This window comes from Variovorax sp. Soil_C_19, assembly GCF_057657255.1.
This window is the reverse complement of the sequence record NZ_JBDGIV010000015.1, coordinates 95181-115712: the sequence shown is the minus strand read 5'-3', so window position 1 is coordinate 115712 and position 20532 is coordinate 95181. Positions and strand designations below refer to the sequence as shown.

At 68.1% G+C, this 20532-nt stretch carries 25 protein-coding genes; 10 read left to right on the top strand and 15 right to left on the bottom strand.

Going from position 1 to position 20532, the window contains the following annotated elements; genetic code table 11:
- The 10 genes from AC3A6R_RS23140 to flgB form a co-directional block, all read right to left on the bottom strand.
- A partial coding sequence (locus AC3A6R_RS23140; protein ID WP_487865704.1) for a chemotaxis protein CheW occupies window positions 1-153 on the bottom strand: 153 nt, incomplete at its 3' end.
- Between the two features lie 13 nt (window positions 154-166).
- A complete protein-coding gene (gene flgJ, locus AC3A6R_RS23135) occupies window positions 167-1180 on the bottom strand; it encodes a flagellar assembly peptidoglycan hydrolase FlgJ (RefSeq protein ID WP_487862664.1) in 1014 nt (337 codons plus the stop codon).
- A gap of 11 nt (window positions 1181-1191) precedes the next feature.
- A complete protein-coding gene (locus AC3A6R_RS23130) occupies window positions 1192-2307 on the bottom strand; it encodes a flagellar basal body P-ring protein FlgI (RefSeq protein WP_487865699.1) in 1116 nt (371 codons plus the stop codon).
- A 35-nt stretch (window positions 2308-2342) separates the two neighbouring features.
- Entirely contained in the window at window positions 2343-3023 is a 681-nt protein-coding gene (locus AC3A6R_RS23125; RefSeq protein ID WP_487865698.1) for a flagellar basal body L-ring protein FlgH, read from the bottom strand.
- On the bottom strand, window positions 3020-3802 hold the full coding sequence (gene flgG, locus AC3A6R_RS23120) for a flagellar basal-body rod protein FlgG (RefSeq protein WP_487862667.1): 783 nt from the start codon (window positions 3800-3802) through the stop codon (window positions 3020-3022). The genes AC3A6R_RS23125 and flgG overlap by 4 nt, the downstream gene beginning before the upstream one ends.
- A 51-nt stretch (window positions 3803-3853) precedes the next feature.
- Complete coding sequence (locus tag AC3A6R_RS23115; RefSeq protein ID WP_487865697.1) at window positions 3854-4597, bottom strand: flagellar basal body rod protein FlgF; 744 nt, start codon at window positions 4595-4597, stop codon at window positions 3854-3856.
- 7 nt (window positions 4598-4604) lie between these two features.
- On the bottom strand, window positions 4605-5819 hold the full coding sequence (gene flgE / locus AC3A6R_RS23110) for a flagellar hook protein FlgE (protein WP_487865696.1): 1215 nt from the start codon (window positions 5817-5819) through the stop codon (window positions 4605-4607).
- Window positions 5820-5892: 73 nt separating this feature from the next.
- Window positions 5893-6579 carry a flagellar hook assembly protein FlgD gene (locus AC3A6R_RS23105; RefSeq protein ID WP_487865695.1) on the bottom strand — a complete coding sequence of 229 codons (687 nt, stop codon included), beginning with the start codon at window positions 6577-6579 and terminating at the stop codon, window positions 5893-5895.
- Between the two features lie 28 nt (window positions 6580-6607).
- Window positions 6608-7024, bottom strand: coding sequence for a flagellar basal body rod protein FlgC (gene flgC, locus AC3A6R_RS23100; RefSeq protein ID WP_487862671.1), 417 nt, complete (start codon window positions 7022-7024; stop codon window positions 6608-6610).
- Between the two features lie 29 nt (window positions 7025-7053).
- The gene (gene flgB / locus AC3A6R_RS23095; protein ID WP_487862672.1) at window positions 7054-7461 is read right to left on the bottom strand and encodes a flagellar basal body rod protein FlgB; all 408 of its coding nucleotides are present in this window, start codon (window positions 7459-7461) and stop codon (window positions 7054-7056) included.
- Window positions 7462-7631: 170 nt separating this feature from the next.
- Between flgB and flgA the strand changes: the two genes are divergently transcribed.
- From flgA to AC3A6R_RS23080, 3 genes are all read left to right on the top strand, one after another.
- The gene (gene flgA, locus AC3A6R_RS23090; RefSeq protein WP_487865694.1) at window positions 7632-8342 is read left to right on the top strand and encodes a flagellar basal body P-ring formation chaperone FlgA; all 711 of its coding nucleotides are present in this window, start codon (window positions 7632-7634) and stop codon (window positions 8340-8342) included.
- A 74-nt stretch (window positions 8343-8416) separates the two neighbouring features.
- The gene (gene flgM, locus AC3A6R_RS23085) at window positions 8417-8713 is read left to right on the top strand and encodes a flagellar biosynthesis anti-sigma factor FlgM (RefSeq protein WP_487865693.1); all 297 of its coding nucleotides are present in this window, start codon (window positions 8417-8419) and stop codon (window positions 8711-8713) included.
- Between the two features lie 6 nt (window positions 8714-8719).
- Window positions 8720-9169, top strand: a complete 450-nt coding sequence (locus AC3A6R_RS23080; protein ID WP_487862675.1) for a flagella synthesis protein FlgN — start codon at window positions 8720-8722, stop codon at window positions 9167-9169.
- Window positions 9170-9171: 2 nt separating this feature from the next.
- On the opposite strand, the gene AC3A6R_RS23075 is transcribed toward AC3A6R_RS23080, so the two are convergent.
- Together AC3A6R_RS23075 and AC3A6R_RS23070 are read right to left on the bottom strand one after the other, a co-directional pair.
- The gene (locus AC3A6R_RS23075; protein ID WP_487862676.1) at window positions 9172-9936 is read right to left on the bottom strand and encodes a Crp/Fnr family transcriptional regulator; all 765 of its coding nucleotides are present in this window, start codon (window positions 9934-9936) and stop codon (window positions 9172-9174) included.
- Window positions 9937-10089: 153 nt separating this feature from the next.
- Complete coding sequence (locus AC3A6R_RS23070; RefSeq protein ID WP_487865692.1) at window positions 10090-10368, bottom strand: hypothetical protein; 279 nt, start codon at window positions 10366-10368, stop codon at window positions 10090-10092.
- Window positions 10369-10446: 78 nt separating this feature from the next.
- Here AC3A6R_RS23070 and hemA point away from each other — a divergent pair, with 78 nt between their 5' ends.
- From hemA to paeA, 5 genes are all read left to right on the top strand, one after another.
- A complete protein-coding gene (gene hemA, locus AC3A6R_RS23065; protein WP_487862678.1) occupies window positions 10447-11718 on the top strand; it encodes a glutamyl-tRNA reductase in 1272 nt (423 codons plus the stop codon).
- 123 nt (window positions 11719-11841) lie between these two features.
- Window positions 11842-12930 carry a peptide chain release factor 1 gene (gene prfA / locus AC3A6R_RS23060; RefSeq protein WP_487865691.1) on the top strand — a complete coding sequence of 363 codons (1089 nt, stop codon included), beginning with the start codon at window positions 11842-11844 and terminating at the stop codon, window positions 12928-12930.
- Complete coding sequence (gene prmC, locus AC3A6R_RS23055) at window positions 12927-13781, top strand: peptide chain release factor N(5)-glutamine methyltransferase (RefSeq protein WP_487865690.1); 855 nt, start codon at window positions 12927-12929, stop codon at window positions 13779-13781. Before prfA ends, prmC begins: the two co-directional genes overlap by 4 nt.
- Window positions 13782-13812: 31 nt before the next feature.
- On the top strand, window positions 13813-14139 hold the full coding sequence (grxD, locus tag AC3A6R_RS23050) for a Grx4 family monothiol glutaredoxin (protein WP_487862681.1): 327 nt from the start codon (window positions 13813-13815) through the stop codon (window positions 14137-14139).
- 55 nt (window positions 14140-14194) lie between these two features.
- On the top strand, window positions 14195-15481 hold the full coding sequence (gene paeA / locus AC3A6R_RS23045) for a polyamine export protein PaeA (protein WP_487862682.1): 1287 nt from the start codon (window positions 14195-14197) through the stop codon (window positions 15479-15481).
- Between the two features lies 1 nt (window position 15482).
- Here the strand turns inward: paeA and AC3A6R_RS23040 are convergent, their stop codons facing one another.
- Window positions 15483-16136, bottom strand: a complete 654-nt coding sequence (locus AC3A6R_RS23040; protein WP_487865689.1) for a lytic transglycosylase domain-containing protein — start codon at window positions 16134-16136, stop codon at window positions 15483-15485.
- Window positions 16137-16209: 73 nt separating this feature from the next.
- Window positions 16210-17955 (bottom strand): proline--tRNA ligase, encoded by a 1746-nt coding sequence (locus tag AC3A6R_RS23035; protein ID WP_487865688.1) that lies wholly within the window; start codon window positions 17953-17955, stop codon window positions 16210-16212.
- A gap of 158 nt (window positions 17956-18113) precedes the next feature.
- On the opposite strand from AC3A6R_RS23035, the gene AC3A6R_RS23030 reads away from it, so the two are divergent.
- Window positions 18114-18788 carry an RNA pyrophosphohydrolase gene (locus tag AC3A6R_RS23030; protein ID WP_487862743.1) on the top strand — a complete coding sequence of 225 codons (675 nt, stop codon included), beginning with the start codon at window positions 18114-18116 and terminating at the stop codon, window positions 18786-18788.
- Complete coding sequence (locus tag AC3A6R_RS23025; RefSeq protein ID WP_487865687.1) at window positions 18730-19332, top strand: CNP1-like family protein; 603 nt, start codon at window positions 18730-18732, stop codon at window positions 19330-19332. Before AC3A6R_RS23030 ends, AC3A6R_RS23025 begins: the two co-directional genes overlap by 59 nt.
- 6 nt (window positions 19333-19338) lie before the next feature.
- On the opposite strand, the gene proB is transcribed toward AC3A6R_RS23025, so the two are convergent.
- Complete coding sequence (gene proB / locus AC3A6R_RS23020; RefSeq protein ID WP_487862686.1) at window positions 19339-20481, bottom strand: glutamate 5-kinase; 1143 nt, start codon at window positions 20479-20481, stop codon at window positions 19339-19341.
- Window positions 20482-20532: the final 51 nt, after the last annotated feature.

The window sequence follows — 20532 nt, the reverse complement described above, 5'->3', positions numbered from 1 at the left end:
CGTCACCGCGTCGTAGCCGCGAAGCTCCTGCACCTTCTGGATGTCGATGCCGTATTCCTCCTGGCCGAGCGTGAAGGTCACGACCTCCAGGCGGCTCGCGGCGGCGGGTGCCGAGGGGCCGCGGTGTTGCAAAGAGGTGGGTGTGTCTGCCATGTCGTTTCTTCCTTCAGCTGAATTTCTGCATGATGCGAACGAGCTTCTGCCCGTAGTGCGGATCGGTGGCGTAGCCGGCCTTCTGCAGGCCGTGCGCCGCTTCGGCCGGCGTCTCCGCGGCGAGCACGCCGGCGTAGCGCGGGTTGCGCGTGATGAAGCGCGCGTAATCGGTGAAGGCCTCGTCGTAGGAGCCGTAGGCCCTGAACTTCGCGCGCACGCGTTGCGGCTCGCCGTCGATGTATTCGGTGGTGGTGGTTTCCACCACCGGGCCCTTCCAGCTGCGGTCGGCCTTGATGCCGAACAGGTTGAAGCTCTGCGTGCCGTCGTCGGCCCGGATCTCGCGCTTGCCCCAGCCCGACTCGAGCGCGGCCTGCGCGAGGATGAGCGGCGCAGGCACGCCGCTCGCGGCGCTGGCCACCTGCGCCGACGAACCCATGCGCTGCACGAAGCTGTCGACCTTGCCCTGCAACGATCCCTCGGCGGCGGGCGAGAGCCGCTCGCTGTTGCGCTGGTAGATGCCGAGGTCCGCGACGGGCGCCGCGGTACGTGAGGGCGCGGCCGAAGGCGGCGCCGAGCCGAGCGGAATGCCCGAATGCGCCGCGATGGGCATGTCGGTCCGGCGCGCCACCGCCGGGGCCGCCTGCAAGGAGAACGGCATGCCCTCGACACCGGTGCCGCCGCCGCCGGGATCGGCTTCGGCCGCGCCGCGGCTCAGCTGCGCGAGCATCGCCTCGGCCAGCCCCACGCCGCGCCCCGAGAGGTTCTGCGCCAGCTGCTGGTCGAGCATCGACAGATAGATTTTCTCGTCGCGGCTCTCGAACAGGCCGCTCGAGGGCGTGGCCTCGCGCATGCTCTTGAGCACCATGTTCATGAACAGCGCCTCGAACTGGCGCGAGACCTGCTTCACGCCCTCGTCGGGCGAGTTGCGCACCGTGTTGCGCAGCGCATCGATGCTCTGGACATCGAGCGCGAGACGCTGGTCCAGCAGGCCGCCGCCGCTGGTGCCGCTGCTTTGCGAGATCGCCATGCCGCGTTCCGTCAGATGATCTCGAGTTCCGCGCGCAGTGCGCCCGCGGACTTCATGGCCTGGAGGATCGACACCAGGTCCTGCGGATTGGCGCCCAGGCTGTTCAGGCCCTTGATCACGTCGGCCAGCGAAGCGCCGCCGCGCACCATCTGCAGTGCGCCGCCGCCCTGGTTGATGGAGATCTGCGAGGTCTGCCCGACCACGGTCTGGCCGCCGGCGAATGCATTCGGCTGGCTGACCACCGGCTCGGTGTTGATCACCACCGACAGGTTGCCGTGCGCCACGGCGCAGTCGTTCACCCGCACCGCCTGGTTCATGACCACCGAGCCGGTGCGCGCATTGACCACCACGCGCGCCACGGCCTGCGTGGGCGTGACCTCGAGGCTCTCGAGTCGCGCAAGGAAGCCCACGCGCTCGTTTGTCGCCGGCGCCTGCACCTGGATCACGCGCGCATCGAGCGCCTGCGCGATGCCGGGCCCGAACTGGCGGTTGATCGCATCGACCGCGCGCTGCGCGGTGCCGAAGTCGGACTGGTTGAGTTCGAGCGTGAAGGTGTTCTCGCCGCCGACCTGCGCCTCGACGCTGCGCTCGACCAGCGCGCCGGCCGGGATGCGGCCCGAGCCGAGCTGATTGATCTGGGCCTTGCTGCCGTTGGCCGAAGCGCCGGCACCGCCCACCACCATGTTGCCCTGCGCGATCGCATACACCTGGCCATCGGCGCCCTTGAGTGGCGTCATCAGCAGCGTGCCGCCGCGCAGGCTCTTGGCATTGCCCATCGACGAGACCGTCACGTCGATGTTCTGGCCCGGCCGCGCGAACGAAGGCAGCGTGGCCGTGACCATGACCGCCGCCACGTTCTTGAGCTGCATGTTCACGCCCTGCGGGATCGTGATGCCGAGCTGCTGCAGCATGTTGTTCAGGCTCTGCGTGGTGAACGGCGTTTGCATGGTCTGGTCGCCGGTGCCGTCGAGACCCACCATCAGGCCGTAGCCGATCAACGGGTTGTCGCGCACGCCCTGGATGCTCGCGAGTTCCTTGAGCCGCTCGGCGTTGGCGGGAGCGCCCCAGGCGACGGCGCAGAGCGCCGCCAGGCCGATGATCGAACGCAGTGTGCGGGTGGTTTGCATGGTGGTATCTCTGCTTCTGCCGGCGCGATGCGCCATCAGAAAGGCATCACGTTGAGGAAGAAGCGCTGCATCCAGCCCATGTGCTGGGCCTCGTCGATGTAGCCCTTGGCCGTGTATTCGATGCGTGCGTCGGCCACGAGCGTGGACGGAACGGTGTTGTTGCCCGAGACGGTGCGCGGGTTGACCACGCCCGAGAAGCGAATGAACTCGGTGCCCTGGTTGATGCCCATCTGCTTTTCGCCGCTCACGAGCAGATTGCCGTTGCGCATCACGTCCACCACCGTGACCGTGATCACGCCGTTGAAGGTGTTGTTGGCATTGGCATTGCCCTTGGCGGCCAGCGTGTTGCCGCCCGAGAGCTTGGCGTCCTGCCCGTCGAGCAGCGAGCCGATCAGCTTGGGAATGCCGCCGGCGAATTCGGCGACCAGGCTGCCGGTGCGGCTCGACGAGGCACCCGAGTTCTTGCTGGCGTTGACCCTCTCGCTGATGACGACGGTCAGGATGTCGCCGACATTGCGCGGCCGGCGGTCCTCGAACAGCGCGCCGCCGCCGGGACCATGCTGGAAGATCGCACCGTTCGCGGGCCGCGGCGCCGCGGCCATGATGCTGTCGGCGCGCGCGGTCATCGGCTGGTGCACGAGCGGCTCGCGCGGGACCTGCGCGCAGCCCGTGACCGCCAACGCGGCCAGCAGCATCCACGAACGCAGCGATGTCATAACTGGGCCAGGCGCTGCAGCATCTGGTCCGAAGCCTGGACCGCCTTGCTGTTGATCTCGTAGGCGCGCTGCGTGGCGATCATGTTCACCAGCTCCTCGACCACGTTGACGTTCGAGGCCTCGACGTAGCCCTGGCTCAGCAGGCCCGCGCCGTCGACGCCCGGATTCACCTGGTTGGGGGCGCCGGAGGCATCGGTCTCGGCATAGAGGTTCTCGCCCTTGCTCTGCAGGCCGGTCGGGTTCAGGAAGGTGGCGAGCTGGAGCTGGCCGACCTGCACCGTGTTGGTCTGCCCGGCCTGGGTGATCGAGACGATGCCGTCGCGGCCGACCGTGATGCTGGTGGTGTTGGCCGGCAGCGCGATGGCCGGCTGCACCGGAAAACCGCTCGCGGTGACGAGCTGGCCGTCGCGGTCGGTCTGGAACGAGCCGTCGCGCGTGTAGGCGGTGCTGCCGTCGGGCATCAGCACCTGGAAGAAGCCGCCGCCGTTGATGGCGACGTCGGTGGGCTTGTCCGTCTTCGTCAGGTTGCCCTGCGAATGGATGCGCTCGGTCGCGACCACGTGCACGCCGGTGCCCACCTGGAGGCCCGAAGGCAGCCGGGTCTGGTCCGAGGTCTGGCCGCCGACCTGGCGCAGGTTCTGGTACATCAGGTCCTCGAACACGGCACGGCTTCGCTTGAAGCCCGTGGTGCCGACGTTGGCGAGGTTGTTCGACACCACGTCGAGTTGGGTCTGCTGAGCATCGAGACCGGTCTTCGCGATGTAGAGCGAGCGCATCATGATGGGGATTTCCTTGTTGGAGAGTCAGGGGAATGTGGCGATTCAGCCGGCTCAGCCGTACGCCAGCAGCTTGTTGGCCGACTGCGCGTTCTCGTCCGCGCTGCGCATCGACTTCATCTGCATCTCGAAGCTGCGGGCGTTGGCGATCATGGCCACCATGGCCTCGACGCCGTTGACGTTGCTGCCCTCGACGGCGCCGGTGGTCACGGTCACGGCCTCGTCGGCCTCGGCGGGCGGAAGGCCCTCGCGCATGCGGAACAGTCCGTCTTCACCGCGCACCAGGTCGGCCGTGGGCGGATTGACCAGCTTCAGGCGGCCCACCTCGGCCACGCCGATCGCCGGATCGCCCGCGCCGCGCGCGGTGACGAGCCCGTTGGCGGCAATGGTCACGGCGGCGCCCGGCGGCACCGCGAGCGGCCCGGCATCGCCGGCCACCGGCAGCGAGCCCATGGTGGTGAGCTGGCCTTCGGCATCGACCTGCAGGTTTCCTACACGCGTGTAGGCTTCGCCGCCGTCGGGCGTCTGCACCACGAGCCAGCCGTCGCCGTGCACCGCCACGTCGAGCGGGCGGCCGGTTTCGGTCAGCGGGCCGTGGCTGAAGTCGGCGCCCGGCGTGGTGGCGACCACGTAGGCGCGCGTCGTCGCCTCGGCACCGGTGACCGGCACGGCGCGAAAGCTGTTGATCTGCGCGCGGAACCCGGGCGTGGAGGCGTTCGCCATGTTGTTGGCGACCGAGGCCTGCTGCTCCATGGCCTGCTTGGCGCCGCTCATGGCGACGTACAGCATGCGGTCCATGGGCGGCTCAGCGGATGTTGATCAGCGTCTGCACGACCTGATCCTGCGTCTTCACGGTCTGCGCGTTGGCCTGGTAGCTGCGCTGCGCGACGATGAGGTTCACGAGCTCGGAGGTCAGGTCGACGTTCGAGGCCTCGAGCGCGCCCGAGGCCAGCGAGCCCTGCTTGGTGCCCGCGCCCGGCGTGCCGGTGAGCGGCTGGCCCGAAGCCAGCGTCTCGGCCCAGACGTTTTCGCCCATCGGCTCCAGCCCGTTGGGATTGGCGAACGAGCTCAGCACGACCTGACCCATCAGCGTGGTCTGCTCGTTGGAGAACTTGCCGGTGATGGTGCCGTCGGGGTTGATAGAGAACGAGGTCAGCGTGCCCGAGGTGTAGCCGTCCTGCTTGAGCGTCTTGATCTCGTTGACGTTGCCGAACTGCGTGGTGCCCGACAGGTCGACAGTGGCGTTCACCAGTGCCGAGCCGTTGGCGAAGTCCATCCCCGGCAACGTGATCGCGCCGTTGGCCGGCGTGAGCAGGTTGCCGTTGGTGTCGAAGGTCATGGTCGACACCGGCGCGCCGCCGTTGAGCGCGGCGCCGTCGGCTGCCGCGAACACGTCCCATGCATTGGCGCCGGTCTTCACGAAGTACACGCCCAGCTCGTGCGGATTGCCGAGCGAGTCGAAGATCGGGCCCAGCGCGTTCGAGTAGTTGAAGGTGTCCGAATCGGTGGGCGCGAACGGGGTCTTGGCCGGCGTGGTGCTGCGCGCGTCGACGTTGAAGGCCGCCTGGATGGCCGAGGTCGGCTTCGGGTTCATCGCGGTGGTCTGCACCTGCAGCGGTGCCGGCGTGCCGCCGTCGAGGCCACCGGTCGCCGAGACACCGTAGCCGGTCAGGCGCAGGCCACCGCCGTTGACGATGAAGCCGTCCTTGTCGCGCGTGAACTGGCCATTGCGCGAATACATCACCTCGCCGCTCGGGCTGCTCAGGCGGAAGAAGCCGTCACCGTTGAGGATCGCGACGTCGAGCGGCCGGCTGCTGGTCTGCACCGAACCCTGGGTGAAGTTCTGCACGATGCCCGAAACGGCCACGCCCAGGCCGACGCGCGAGCCTGCATACACGTCCTGGAAGCTCGCCGAGCCCGACTTGAAGCCGATGGTGTTGGAGTTGGCGATGTTGTTGCCGATGACGTCGAGGTTGGCGGCTGCCGCGGAGAGTCCGCTGATGCCTTGGGTGAAGCCCATGATCGAATCCTTGTTTCGGTACGTTGAAAAGCGATGAGAAGAAGAAGATGAAGAAGTGGTGTGGCGCGGGTGCTCAGAGGAACATGCGCACGTCGGCCAGCGTGATGCTCTGGCCGGTCATCAGTTCGAGCGTGACGCCGTTCGCGCCCTGCTTGACCGCGGCCACCTGCGAGAACACGAGCGCGGTGGCATCCACCTTCGCGCCGTTGTTGTCGGCCGCGACCGTGAAGCTGTAGTTGCCGGCGGGCGCTGCGCTGCCGTCGTCGGCCAGGCCGTCCCAGCTCACCGCATTGACGCCTTCGGCCATGGTGCCGAGCGAAAGCGTGCGCACCGTGCGGCCGGCGCCGTCGACGATCTTCACCTCGACGTCGCCGGCGGTGTCTGCGAGCTGCACCGCAAAGGGCACGGCCGCGGGCGCCTCGCCCGCCTTCGGCTCGGCGGTGGAGATGGTGCTGCCGGGCGACAGCACGTTGTAGCCAATGAGCGAGGCCGCCTGCAGCACCTGGTTGGTGCCGGTCTGGTTGACCAGGCCGCTGAGCGTGGCGTTGAGGCGCTCGATGCCGCTCACGGTGCTCATCTGCGCGAGCTGCGAGGTGAGCTCCGCGTTCTCCATCGGGTTGAGCGGGTCCTGGTTGTTGAGCTGCGTGACGAGCAGCTTCAGAAAGCGCTGTTCGCTGCCCGCTTCCGAGACGTTGCCTGCGGTGGGCGCCGCGGTGGCTGCATTGAGCCCGGAGATGGAGGAGGTGTCGGTGATGGCCATGGAGGTTGTTCGTGGAGAGGCGAAGGGGTTACTGGCCGATGCTCAACGTCTTGACCATCAGGGTCTTGGCGGTGTTGAGCACCTCGACGTTGGCCTGGTAGCTGCGCGAGGCGGAGATCATGTTGGTCATCTCCTCGACCACGTTGACGTTGGGCATGGCCACGTAGCCCTTGGCGTCGGCGTGGGGGTTCTTGGGGTCGAAGACCATCTTGAAAGGCGAGCTGTCCTCCACCACGCCCGCGACCCTGACGCCGCCGATGTCCTGCTGGCCCGAGGGCGCCACTTCGAAGACGACCTGCTTGGCGCGGTAGGGCTTGCCGTCGGGACCGGCCACGCTCTCGGCGTTGGCGAGGTTGCTCGCGGTCACGTTCATGCGCTGCGACTGCGCGGCCATGGCGGAACCCGCCACGCCGAAGATGTTCATGGATGCGCTGGGATGGGGCATGCTGCTTGCTCCTGTCGTGCTGTTCTTGGTTATTGCGCGGCGGCAAGCAGCGACTTGATCTTGGCGCTGACCACCGTGAGGTTGGCTTCGTAGCGCAGCGCGTTGTCGGCGAAGTTGATGCGCTCGGCATCCATCTCGACGGTGTTGCCGTCGATGCTCGCCTGGCTCGGGACGCGGTAGAGCAGGTCGCCCTCGGGGATCGCCGACGCGGCCGTGGCCTGCATGTGGCGCGCCGAGGTGGTGGCCATCGGCACGGCGCCCGCTGCGCGGCCCTGCGTGATCGCCTGCGAGAGGCGGCCCGCGAAATCGAAGTCGCGTGCCTTGTAGTTGGGCGTGTCGGCGTGGGCGATGTTGGCGGCCAACACTTCCTGGCGCTGCGCCCTGAGGTTGAGTGCTTCGCGGTTGAAGCGAAGCGCCGCATCCAGCTTGTCGATCATGTTTTCCATCCGTTCGAGGCGTCGCATCCCGGCTGGGCGTGGCGACAGATGGAGAGCGAGTCTATGCATGCACTGCGTTCGCAATGGCCCGAACAAAGGGGCATTTGGCGTGCACTTCGCATCTTCGGATCGGGGGCATCTTTCTAGAATTGCGCTCACCGATGACTGCCATGAACCTCTACAGACTGCGTTTCCTGCGATGCCTGCTTGCCGCACTGGCGGCGGGGCTCGGCACGGCGTCGGCCTGCGCCGCGGCGCCGCAGCTCGAGGGCGATGCGCGCGTGGCCGTGGACACGCTGCTGCTCGCCCAGAGCGCAGGGCTGCCCGGCAAGGTCTCCATCAGCGTGGATGCCCCGGCCTCGGGCGCACTGCCGCCCTGCGATGCGCTCGAGGCCTTCCTGCCGCGCGGCGCCAGGCCCTGGGGTCGGGTCTCGGTCGGCCTGCGCTGCCATTCGGAGCAGAAGCCCTGGACGCGCTACGTGCGCGCCCGTGTCGCCGTCGAAGGGCGTTACTTCGTGGCCATGCGCAACATCGATGCGGGCCAGGCCTTCGGTGCGGGCGACCTTGCTGCGCGCGAGGGCGATCTCACGGCCCTGCCGCGCTCGTTGCTGACCGATGCAGCCGAACTCCAGGGCGTGGTGGCCGCCAACCGCATTGCGGCCGGCGCGCCGCTGCGGCGCGAACAGGTGCGCGGCGTGACGGTGATCCAGCAGGGCCAGACCGTCAAGGTCGTGGCCGAGGGCCCGGGCTATTCGGTGAGCACCGAGGCGCGCGCGCTGGCGAGTGCCGGCGCCGGGGGAAACATCCGCGCACGGACGCTGGACGGCCGGATCGTCAGTGGCGTCGCGGACGAGGAAGGACAGCTCCGGCTGCCGCAATAGTGGAATTTCCGGCCCAGGCCCTAAAGTTTCGGGCCGGACTGCCGATACACCAGGCAGCCCTCTGAGGAATCATCTTGAAAATCGATCCATCCACCCCTTCGGCCACCCCGCTCACCCGCGCGAACAAGGGCGCGCCCTCGACGCCGGCCGGCGGCGCCGACGCTGTTCCGGGCGGCAAGGACGTCGTGCAGCTCTCGTCGGGACAGGTTCGCTCGCTGCCCGATGCCCCCAACGCCGACTTCGACGCCGCACGCGTGGCCGCGATCCGGGAAGACATCCGGGCCGGCCGCTATGAAGTTCACCCCGAGCGGATCGCCCGCGGCCTGCTGGCCAGCGTGCGCGAGCTGCTCGACGACAACGCGAAGCTGTAACCCACCATGTTGGTCCACCTGTTGGCCGAAAAGAACTGCATCGAGGAATTTCTCTCGGTGCTTGCGCAGGAAACCGAGGCCATGACCCAGGGCCTCTTCGCGCAGCTGCCGGAGATCACCGAGCGCAAGGCCAGCCTGCTCGACCGCATGGCGGCGCTCGACCAGGCGCGCGAGTCGGCCCAGGTGGCACGCGGCTTCGAACCGGGGCGGGCAGGCGCCGAAGCGGCCGCGGCCGCCGAGGGCGAAGCCACGCTGGCGGCATGGCAGGCGCTGCTCGACCTCGCGCAGCAGGCCCGTGCCGGCAATCGCCAGAACGGCGCACTTGTGTACAGCCAGCTCGACTTCACCCAGAACGCGCTGCACTACCTGCAGGCCACCAGTGCACAGCCCTGCTACGGGCCGGACGGCATCCGCCGGGCCGCGAGCGGTGCGGGCACGCGGATCGCGTTAGGCTGAGTTCAGCCCTTGTCGGGCTTGGGCGGGGCCTCGGGCAGGTCCGGGAAGAACGAGGGGTCCACCTCGCCGTCCGGGCTCTGGTCGGGCGGCGGCGGCTCGCTCGAAGGCAGTGCCTGGAAGTCGGACGACGCGAAGCTGGGCGGCACATAGACGCCGTGTTCGTCGCGCCGCACCAGCCCGCGGCGCTCCAGGTCGCGCATCGTCTTGTTGACCTGCATCCGCGAAAGCCCCGAATACGAGGCGATCACCGACTGCGTGATGCGCTTGTCGTAGCCCCCGCCCACACCGGGGGCCAGTTCGGTGAGCTCGTGCAGGATGCGGCTGATGAGCCGCTCCGACGAGGCCGAGGAAATCTGCCGGATCTGCCTGCGCAGCGCCGCGGTGCGCTTCATCACCATGCCGAGCAGGCCCATCGTCACAGCCGGATGGCGAGTGCACAGGGCGCGGAATTCGGCAGTGGGAATCAGGTACAGCGAGGAAGGCAGCGCCGCAATCAAGGTGGCGCCGGACTGGTACCGGTCTTCGGCCAGCGTCGAATGGAGGAAGAAGTCGTCCTGTCGAATGAAATCGGTCGTGACGTCGTTGCTGTCCTCGCTGCCCTGCACCACCACGCGCAGCAGCCCGGTGGCGACGCAATAGATGCGGTCGGTCCAGGCATCGGCCGCAAGCACCACCTCGTTGCGCCGGCAGGACCGAAGCTCGATGCGCTGGACGAATGCGGCGCGCTCGTCTGGGGGAACACTGGCGAAAAGAGGATGCAAATACATCGATACCGTCCCATGGGCCGCCTCGCCAACGTGCGCGAGCTGCTTAGCCTGTCGCTTTTCGCACACTCAAGTGTGAAAAACTACCAACTGCGAGTTCATATATTAACCTGTGTAACATATTGAAACGCGCGGTATCCCTATGGGTTGCAGGTTCTACCTTCGCCAGCCGCGCGAGCCGATCCATTGGCTTGTACCGCTCGCGATCACGAGCGCCGCGTAGGCGGCGACCGTCCCGTCGCGTCCCATAAGGACCAATCCGCCGAGCAGCGCGGCCGTGCCGGCAGCGGCGTTGAATGCCCCCTGGGCCCACCATGCGCGCTCACCGGCTGCCCGGCGCCCGAACGCGCGGCCCACCAGCGCACAAAGAAAACCCACGACGAGCGCGGGTGCGATGAAGTTCAGCAGGTGGTTCAGGAGATCGAGCAGCGACATGGGGTGGGAAAGAAAGACGCCGCAGGGCGAAGCCCCTTCGCAGCCGGAAGGTGCCTGCTGATTTTATAATCAGTAACTATGTCAGTCTGGGCCCTTGGCTTGAACCACACGACCGCGCCGCTCGATCTGCGCGGTCGTTTTGCGTTCGCGCTCGATCAGATCGCGCCCACGCTGCAGAGCCTGCGCAGCTCGTTCGCGAGCGGGCGCCATCCGCAGGTCGAGGCCGCGATCATCTCGACCTGCAACCGCACCGAGATCTATTGCGCCGCCGACCAGGCCGCGCTCGACCACACGGTCGGCTGGCTGGCCCAGAGCGGCGGCGTGGCGCCAGCGCTGCTGCGTTCGCATGCCTACACCCTGCACGACGACGAGGCGGCGCGCCATGCGTTCCGCGTGGCCAGCGGCCTCGATTCGATGGTGCTCGGCGAAGCCCAGATCCTGGGCCAGATGAAGGACGCGATCCGCGCGGCCGAAACCGCCGGTGCGCTCGGCAGCACGCTCAACCAGCTGTTCCAGCGCTCCTTCGCGGTCGCGAAGGAGGTGCGCACCTCCACCGAGATCGGCGCCCACTCCATCAGCATGGCCGCGGCGGCCGTGCGGCTCGCGAGCCAGCTGTTCGAAGACCTGCGCGAAACGCGCGTGCTGTTCGTCGGCGCGGGCGAGATGATCGATCTGGCGGCCACGCATTTCGCGGCCAAGGAGCCCAAGGCCATCGCGATCGCCAACCGCACACTGGAACGCGGCGAGAAGCTGGCCTCGCGCTTCGGTGGCGAAGCGATGCGGCTGGCCGACCTGCCGGGGCGGCTCGCCGAGTTCGACATCGTGGTGAGCTGCACCGCGAGCACGCTGCCGATCATCGGCCTGGGCGCGGTCGAGCGGGCGCTCAAGGCGCGCAAGCACCGCCCGATGTTCATGGTCGACCTGGCCGTGCCGCGCGACGTCGAGCCCGAGGTCAAGGCGCTCGAGGACATCTATCTCTACACCGTCGACGACCTGGCGCAGGTGGTGCAGCAGGGCCAGGCCAACCGTCAGGCTGCGGTGGCGCAAGCCGAGGCCATCATCGACGCGGGCGTGCAGAGCTTCATGCACTGGCTGGGCCAGCGCGGCACGGTGCCGCTGATCCAGCAGCTCAACGCGCAGGCCGACGAATGGCGCAGCGCCGAGATGGCGCGGGCGCGCAAGCTGCTCGCCAGGGGCGAACCGGTCGAAGCGGTGCTCGAAGCGATGTCACGCGGGCTCACGCAGAAGATGATGCATGGCGCGCTGGCCGAGCTCCACGCGGGCGACGCGGCCGCGCGCGAACAGACGGCGCAGGCTATCTCGCGGCTGTTCCTGCGCAAAGAGCGTTAGCGACGCTGGCCCGCGTTTCGTGCCGCCGCCGAAGGCGGAGTTCTCCTGCGACTTCTGCGGAACCCTCGCGACTTCCGCGTTCGGCTCCCGCCGACCTCCCCCGCCTTTTCCTGCCTTTCTCCCGTGAAACCTTTCCTCCGCCGCCAACTCGAACGCTATGCCGCCCGCCTCGGCGAACTCGACTTCCTGCTTTCGCGCGAAGACATCATGAGTGACATGGCGCAGTACCGCACCATCTCGCGCGAGCATGCCGAGGTGACGCAGATCGCCGGGCGCTACGAGCGCTACAAGCAGCGCGAGGCCGACATCGTCGGCGCGAAGGAGATGCTCGACGACCCCGACATGGCCGAGATGGCCAGGGAAGAGATCGCAGGCGCAGAGGCCGAGCTGCTGCTGCTCGAAGAAGAACTGCAGCGCCTGCTGCTGCCGCGCGACCCGGACGATGCGCGCAACGCCTTCCTCGAAATCCGCGCGGGCACGGGCGGCGACGAATCGGCCCTGTTCGCAGGCGACCTGCTGCGCATGTACACGCGCTACTGCGAGCGCGCGGGCTGGCGTGCCGAGATCGTGAGCGAAAGCGAAAGCGAGCTCGGCGGCTACAAGGACGTGGTGCTGCGCATCGCGGGCGACGACGTGTTCGGCCGGCTGCGCTTCGAATCGGGCGGCCACCGCGTGCAGCGCGTGCCCGCGACCGAGACGCAGGGCCGCATCCACACCAGCGCCTGCACGGTCGCGGTGCTGGCCGAGCCCGACGAGGCCCAGGCGGTGCAGATCAACCCGGCCGACCTGCGCATCGACACCTACCGCGCGAGCGGCGCCGGCGGCCAGCACATCAACAAGACCGACTCGGCCGTGCGCATCACGCACATTCCGACCGGCATCGTGGCCGAATGCCAGGACGACCGCAGCCAGCACCGCAACAAGGCGAAGGCGCTGCAGGTGCTGTCGGCGCGCATCCAGGAAAAGGAACGCAGCGAGCGCGCCGCCAAGGATGCGGCCATGCGCAAGGGGCTGATCGGCAGCGGCGACCGCTCGGACCGCATCCGCACCTACAACTTCCCGCAGGGCCGGCTCACCGACCACCGCATCAATCTCACGCTCTACAAGCTGCTGGCGATCATGGAAGGCGACCTCGGCGACGTGCTCGACGCGCTGCGCGCCGCACGCGAGGCCGAGCAGCTGGCCGAGCTCGAGTCGAACCTGCCGGCATGACGGCGGCAGGCACCCATCTTCCGGCCACCGTGGCCGACGCCCTGTCCGCGGCGCTGGCGCTGGGCATCGACCGGCTCGACGCCCAGCTGCTGCTGCTGCACGCGCTGGGCCGCGCGCCGCACGACCGCGCATGGCTGCTGGCGCACGACACCGACACCTTCCCCGCAGCGGCATGGCCGGCGCTGTCGGCATGGCTGTCGCGCCGCCTGGCGGGCGAACCGGTCGCCTACCTGCTCGGCGAGAAAGAGTTCCGCGGCCTGCGCCTGCAGGTCGATGCGCGCGTGCTTGTGCCGCGGCCCGACACCGAGACGCTGGTCGACTGGGCGCTGCAGTGCCTGGACGGCACCGACGCGCCGCGCGTGCTCGACCTGGGCACCGGCAGCGGCGCCATCGCGCTCGCGCTGCAGCATGCGCGGCCCGATGCGCAGGTCGAAGCGGTCGATGCGAGCGCCGACGCGCTGGCCGTGGCCTCGGCCAATGCCGAGCGCCTGGGACTGGCTGTGCGCTTTCGCCAGGCCGACTGGCTCGACGGCGCGCCGGCCGGCTACGCGCTGATTGCGAGCAATCCGCCCTACATCGCGACCGGCGACCCGCACCTGCCGGCGCTGCGCCACGAACCGCGCGGCGCGCTGGTGGCGGGCCGCGACGGGCTCGACGACATCCGCCGCATCGTGGACCGGGCGCCGGCGCACCTCGCCGACGGCGGCTGGCTGCTGCTCGAGCACGGGTACGACCAGGCCGCGGCCGTGCGCGAGCTGCTGGCGTCGCGCGGCTTCGCCGACGCGCAAAGCCGCGATGACCTTGCCGGCATCCCGCGCTGCTCGGGCGGGATCTGGCACACGGTGAAATAATCCCTTCAGCCCACTTTTCTCAGGAGTCCCCATGTCCGACGCCCAGCAACGCATCGACGATCTCGTCAAAACCAACGACCTCGTGCTCTTCATGAAGGGGAATGCGAGCTTCCCGATGTGCGGCTTCTCCGGCCGCGCGATCCAGATCCTGAAGGCGGTCGGCGTCGACACCAAGGCGCTCAAGACCGTCAACGTGCTTGAGGATGACGGCATCCGCCAGGGCATCAAGGAATACAGCAACTGGCCCACGATCCCGCAGCTCTACGTGAACGGCGAGTTCGTCGGCGGCTCGGACATCATGATGGAGATGTACGAATCCGGCGAGCTGCAGCAGGTGGTGAGCGGCAAGCCGGCCTGACAGCCGCCGCGCCACGGCTGAGTCATGGCACCATGGCGCTCTTCGCCATGCCACCATGACCCTGACCCACAGCCTGCTCATCATCGTCGCGCTGATCGCGACGAGCGCCTTCTTCTCCCTGGCCGAAATCACCCTCGCCGCCTCGCGGCGCCTGCGCCTGCGCCAGATGGCCGACGACGGCGACCCGCGCGCCGACCGGGTGCTGCGCGTGCAGGAGCAGCCCGGCCACTACTTCACCGTGGTGCAGATCGGGCTCAATGCGGTGGCGATCCTCGGCGGGGTGGTCGGCGAGGGTTCGCTGAGCCCCTACTTCGCACGCTTCTTCGAGAACTGGATCAGCGTCGAGGCGGCGGCGAAGGTGGCCTTCCTGTGCTCGTTCGTCATCGTCATCGCGGTGTTCCTGGTGTTCGCCGACCTGTTCCCGAAGCGGCTGGGCATGAGCGACCCCGAGCGCATCGCGGTTCGCATGGTCGGGCCGATGCTGGTGCTCATCGCCACCTTCAAGCCGCTGGTGTGGCTGTTCACGCGCTCGACCGACATGCTGTTCAAGCTGCTGGGCATGCCACTGGTGCGCGACGACAAGATCACCTCGGCCGACATTCTCGCCATGACCGAGGCCGGGGCCCGGGCCGGCGTGCTCGCCGCGCGCGAACAGCAGGTGATCGCGAATGTGTTCGAACTCGACACGCGGCTCGTGCGCAGCGTGATGACGGTGCGCGACAACATCGCATGGTTCCAGCACGACGATCCCGAGCCGGCGCTGCGCGCGCGCATCCTGGCCGAGCCGTTCTCGGCCTACCCGGTGTGCGACGGCGACATCGACCATGTGCTCGGCTACGTCGACGCCAAGGAGATGTTCCAGCGCGTGCTGAGCGGCCAGCCGCTGGCCTTCGACCAGGGGCTGACGCTGCGCAAGGCGCTGGTGGTGCCCGACCGGCTCTCGCTGACCGAAGTGCTCGAGCAGTTTCAGCAGGCGCACGAGGACTTTGCGATCATCGTCAACGAGTACAGCCTCGTGGTGGGCGTGATCACGCTCAACGACGTGATGAACACGGTGATGGGAGATCTGGTGTCCACGCTCGACGACGAGGAGCAGATCGTGAAGCGCGACGAGAACTCGTGGCTGATCGACGGCGTCACGCCGATCCAGGACGTGCAGCGCGCGCTGCACATCGACGAACTGCCGCATGCGGACGAGTACGAAACGCTGGCCGGCTTCCTGATGGTGATGCTGCGCCGCGTGCCCAAGCGCACCGACACGGTGAGCTGGGGCGGCTACACCTTCGAAGTGATGGATGTCGACCGCTATCGCATCGACCAGGTCATGGTCACGAAGGCTTAAGTCAGCCTTCCGCCCGGTCCGCGAAAACCCAAAGCCGCTGGTTCGAGAACACGGCGTTCGGGTACGGCGCCTTGCCGCGGCTGCCGTTGTAGCGCCCGAGCGTCATGTAGAGATCGCCGCGCTCGCGGTCGAGGTAGTGGCGCAGGATCACGCAGCCGAAGCGCAGGTTGGTCTGCATGTGGAACAGCTTGGCCGGGTCGCTGTCACCGATCACGCGGGTCCAGAACGGCATCACCTGCATGTAGCCGCGGGCACCGGCGCTGGAGACGGCGAACTTGCGGAAGTTGCTTTCAACCTGGATCAGCCCGAGCACCAGGCTCACGTCCAGCCCCGCGCGCCTGGACTCGTACCAGACAGTCTGCAGGAACTCGATGCGCGTGGACGCGTCGGGCACCTTCTTCTTGAGCCGCTGGCTCATCTCGCCGAGCCAGCGCAAGTAGGCCAGCCGGGCCTCGGTGCTGGCGAACTCGGGCACCGGCGGCGCCTTGTTGTGGACGGCCGAGCTCAGCGCGGTGCGCACCGAATCGATCAGCGGCTCCTCGATCTGCGCGCCGGCCACCGCACGCTGCGGCAGCGCGAGCAGCGACAGCGCGCCTGCAGCAGCCATGGCGCCACCGAGGCACCGGCGTCGCGAGAAGCCGGCGCCGAGGCTCACTGGTGCACCCTTGGCGCTGCGCGCCTCCCCGCCAGGCGGGAGCGAGCTTGCTTGGGGCGGCCCGGCGCGGCGCTCATGCCTGCAGCTTGGCCGCGATGAAGTCGGCGATGCCGTCGGCCGGCACCTTGGTGGCCGCGGTGTCGCGGCGGTGCTGGTATTCCAGCTGGCCTTCCTTCAAGCCGCGGTCGGAGATGACCACGCGGTGCGGCACGCCGATCAGCTCCCAGTCGGCGAACATCGCGCCGGGACGCTCGCCGCGGTCGTCGAGCAGCACGTCGACGCCCTTGGCGAGCAGCGCCTCGTAGAGCGCTTCGGCAGCAGTCTTGACCTCGGCGCTCCGGTCCATCCCGATCGGGCAGACCACCACGGTGAACGGCGCCAGCGCATCGGGCCAGATGATGCCGCGCTCGTCGTGGTTCTGCTCGATGGCGGCCGCGGGCAGGCGCGTGACGCCGATGCCGTAGCAGCCCATCTCGAGAAACTGCGGCTTGCCGCCCTCGTCGAGGTAGGTGGCGTTCATCGCCTTGCTGTACTTGGTGCCGAGCACGAACACGTGGCCCACCTCGATGCCGCGCTCGATGGCCAGCACGCCCTTGCCGTCGGGCGAGGCGTCGCCGGCGACGACGTTGCGGATGTCGGCCACGAGGTCCGGCTCGGGCAGGTCGCGGCCCCAGTTGACGCCGGTCATGTGGAAGTCGACCTCGTTGGCACCCGTAATCCAGTCGGCGAGCACGGCCGCCTCGCGGTCGGCCACGAGCTTGACGGGCTTCTTGAGGTTCAGCGGCCCGAGGTAGCCGGGCTTGCAGCCGAAGTGGTCTTCGATCTCGGCCAGCGTGGCGAAGCGGAAGCCCTGGTCGAGGCCCGGCAGCTTGCCGACCTTGATCTCGTTCATGTCGTGGTCGCCGCGCAGCAGCAGCAGCCAGACCTGCGAGCCTTTGGGATTGCCGGCCTCGTCGAGGATGTCGGTCGCGAGCACCAACGACTTGATGGTGGTCGCAAGCGGCACGCCGAGCAATTCGGCCACGTCGGCACAGGTGCTCTTGCCGGGCGTCGGCGTCTTCTCGAGCGCCTTCGCCGCTGCAGGACGCGGGCCAGCCGGCGCGAGCGCCTCGGCTTTTTCCATGTTGGCTGCGTAGTCACTGTCGGGGCAGTAGACGATCGCGTCCTCGCCCGTGGCCGCGATGACCTGGAACTCCTCGCTGAGGTCGCCGCCGATGGCGCCGCTGTCGGCCGCCACCGCGCGGTAGCGCAGCCCGAAGCGGTCGAAGATGTTGCGGTAGGCCTGGGCCATGGCCTGGTAGCTGAGCTTGGCCGCGTCGAGGTCCCGGTCGAAGCTGTAGGCGTCCTTCATGATGAACTCGCGCCCGCGCATCAGGCCGAAGCGCGGACGGCGCTCATCGCGGAACTTGGTCTGGATCTGGTAGAAGTTCTTCGGCAGCTGCTTGTAGCTGCGGATCTCCTGGCGCGCGATGTCGGTCACCACCTCTTCGCTGGTGGGCTGCACCACGAAGTCCCGGTCATGCCGGTCCTTGATGCGAAGCAGCTCGGGGCCCATCTTGTCGAAGCGGCCGGTCTCCTGCCAGAACTCGGCCGGCTGAACCACCGGCATCGTGAGCTCGACGGCGCCGGCGCGGTTCATTTCCTCGCGCACGATCGCCTCGACCTTGCGGATCACGCGCAGCCCCATCGGCATGTAGGTGTAGATGCCCGTACCGAGCTTCTTGATCATGCCGGCGCGCATCATGAGCCGATGGCTCGCAACCTCGGCATCGGCGGGCGCTTCCTTGAGGGTGGAGACGAAAAAACGGGAAGCTTTCATCGGGATCGCAGTGGTGGAATCGAGGCTGGATGAGGGCCCGCCGGGCCCGGGAACTGCCGGAAACCCATGGGGGAGACCCTGGCAGCCTGGCATCGCTTGCTTGCCGAGAGGAACCCGGCATGCATAATCGACTCAGTTCAAAAATTTGGGGTTTGATTATGCTCGACCGGGACGGCTTCAGGCCCAACGTCGGCATCATCCTGCTCAACCAGAGAAACCAGGTTTTCTGGGGCAAACGCATACGCACCCACTCCTGGCAGTTTCCGCAAGGCGGCATAGATCGCGGCGAAAGTCCCGAGCAAGCCATGTTCCGGGAACTGCACGAGGAAGTGGGGCTCCATCCGGAGCACGTGCGCATCGTGGCCCGTACCCGTGACTGGTTGCGCTACGAGGTGCCGGATCGGTTCATCCGCCGTGACGCACGGGGTCACTACAAGGGCCAGAAGCAGATCTGGTATTTGCTGCAACTGGTCGGCCACGACTGGGACCTGAACCTGCGTGCCACCGACCATCCCGAATTCGACGCCTGGCGATGGCACGATTACTGGGTGCCGCTCGATGTCGTCGTCGAGTTCAAGCGCGGCGTCTACGAGATGGCATTGACCGAGCTTGCTCGCTACCTGCCGCGGCAGGATTTCCGCAACCGCTTCCTACGCAGCAATGTGCGCGCCCGCGAGTTCGAGCGCCATGCGCCCGAAGGCGGCGTGCCCGCGGGCCTCGACCTGCCGCCCGGCGGCAGCTTCGACCCGCATCCCGACCTACCTTCCGTGAGCGATGAACCTTCCCCTCTCCCCCACCGCAGCCATCCGCCCCTCCTTCCGCCGCAGCGCTGAGCGCGCGCTGCTTCTCGCCTGCTTCGCCGCCGTGCTGGGCGGATGTGCTTCGGGCTCGCACGACACCGACAACCCCGACTGGGCCCAGTCCGGCATGCCACCGCCCCCCAAGCGTTTCGAGTCGGAGGGCGAATGGAAAGAAGCAGAGGCGCCACCACCGCCCGCCTTCGACGTCCAGCGGCTCGAGCCGATCGCGATGCCGCCCTACATGTCGCTGAAGTTCGGCGTCGACCCGGCCACGATCACGATCACGGGCGACGGGGTGGTGCGCTACGTGGTCGTCGCGTCGAGCCGTGCCGGTGGCGCGACCAATGCCTTCTACGAGGGCGTGCGCTGCTCGACCGCCGAGGTCAAGAGCTACGCGCGCTTCAACGACAGCAAATGGGAGTTGGTCGAGCGCCCGGAGTGGAAGAGCTTCCGCGACCTCAATTCGAGCTACGCGCGGCAGCTCGCGAGCCAGGGCCTGTGCCGCGGCAATGCGCCGCGCACTTCGGTCAGGGACATGATCGCGAACCTGCGCAACCCCGCGCGCGAGCTGCAGTAGCCGCTCTCAGCCCCGCGTCAGCACCATGTTGTCGCGGTGGACCATCTCGGGCTCTGCCACGTAGCCCAGCAGGCGCTCGAACTCGGTTGATGGCTTGCGGCACAGCAGGCGCGCCTCCACGCTCGAGTAATTGGCGAGCCCGCGCGCGAGCTCAACCCCTGCGGCGTCGCGCACCGCGATGACGTCGCCGCGCGAGAACTCGCCCGAGACACTCGTCATGCCGATCGGCAGCAGGCTCTTGCCTTCGGCCCGCACCTTGGCCGCCGCGCCGGCATCCACAGTGACGGCCCCGCGCAGCTGAAGGTGGTCGGCCATCCAGCGCTTGCGCGCCTGGTGCTTGGCGGTCTGGGCCACCAGCAAGGTGCCGATCGATTCACCCTTGGCCAGGCGCAACAGCGCATCGGCTTCGCGGCCCCAGGCAATCACGGTGGAAGCGCCCGACCCAGCCGCGCGCTTGGCCGCGAGGATCTTGGTGATCATGCCGCCCCTGCCAATGCTCGAGCCCGCCCCGCCGGCCATGGCCTCGAGCGCGGGATCGCCGGCCGCCGCCTCATGGACGAACTTCGCCTCCGGGTCGCGGCGCGGATCGGCCGTGTAGAGGCCCTTCTGGTCGGTAAGGATGACCAGTGCGTCGGCTTCGACGAGGTTGGCCACGAGCGCGCCGAGCGTGTCGTTGTCGCCGAACTTGATCTCGTCGTTGACGACCGTGTCGTTCTCGTTGATGACCGGCACCACCCCGAGGCGCAGCAGCGTGACGAGCGTGGAGCGCGCGTTGAGGTAGCGCTCGCGGTCGGCCAGGTCGGCATGGGTCAGCAGCACCTGAGCGCTGCCGATGTCGTTCTCGCGCAGCTTGGTCTCGTACATCTGGGCCAAGCCCATCTGCCCGACCGCGGCCGCGGCCTGGAGTTCGTGCACCTCGTGCGGCCGGGTGCGCCAGCCGAGCCGCTTCATGCCTTCAGCAATGGCACCACTCGACACCATGACAACTTCGCGCCCGTCGCGCACCAGCTCGGCAAGCTGGCGGCACCATTCGCCGATGGCCGCCTCGTCGAGGCCCCGTCCTTCGTTGGTCACGAGGCTGGAACCCACCTTGACGACGATTCGGCGGGCATCCCGCAAGGCAGTGGATCCGGAGGTCGACGAGGTCATGAGGGCTGCAACGGTCGTGGGTGAAGCGTCTGGTTTATTGCTGGGCGCGGC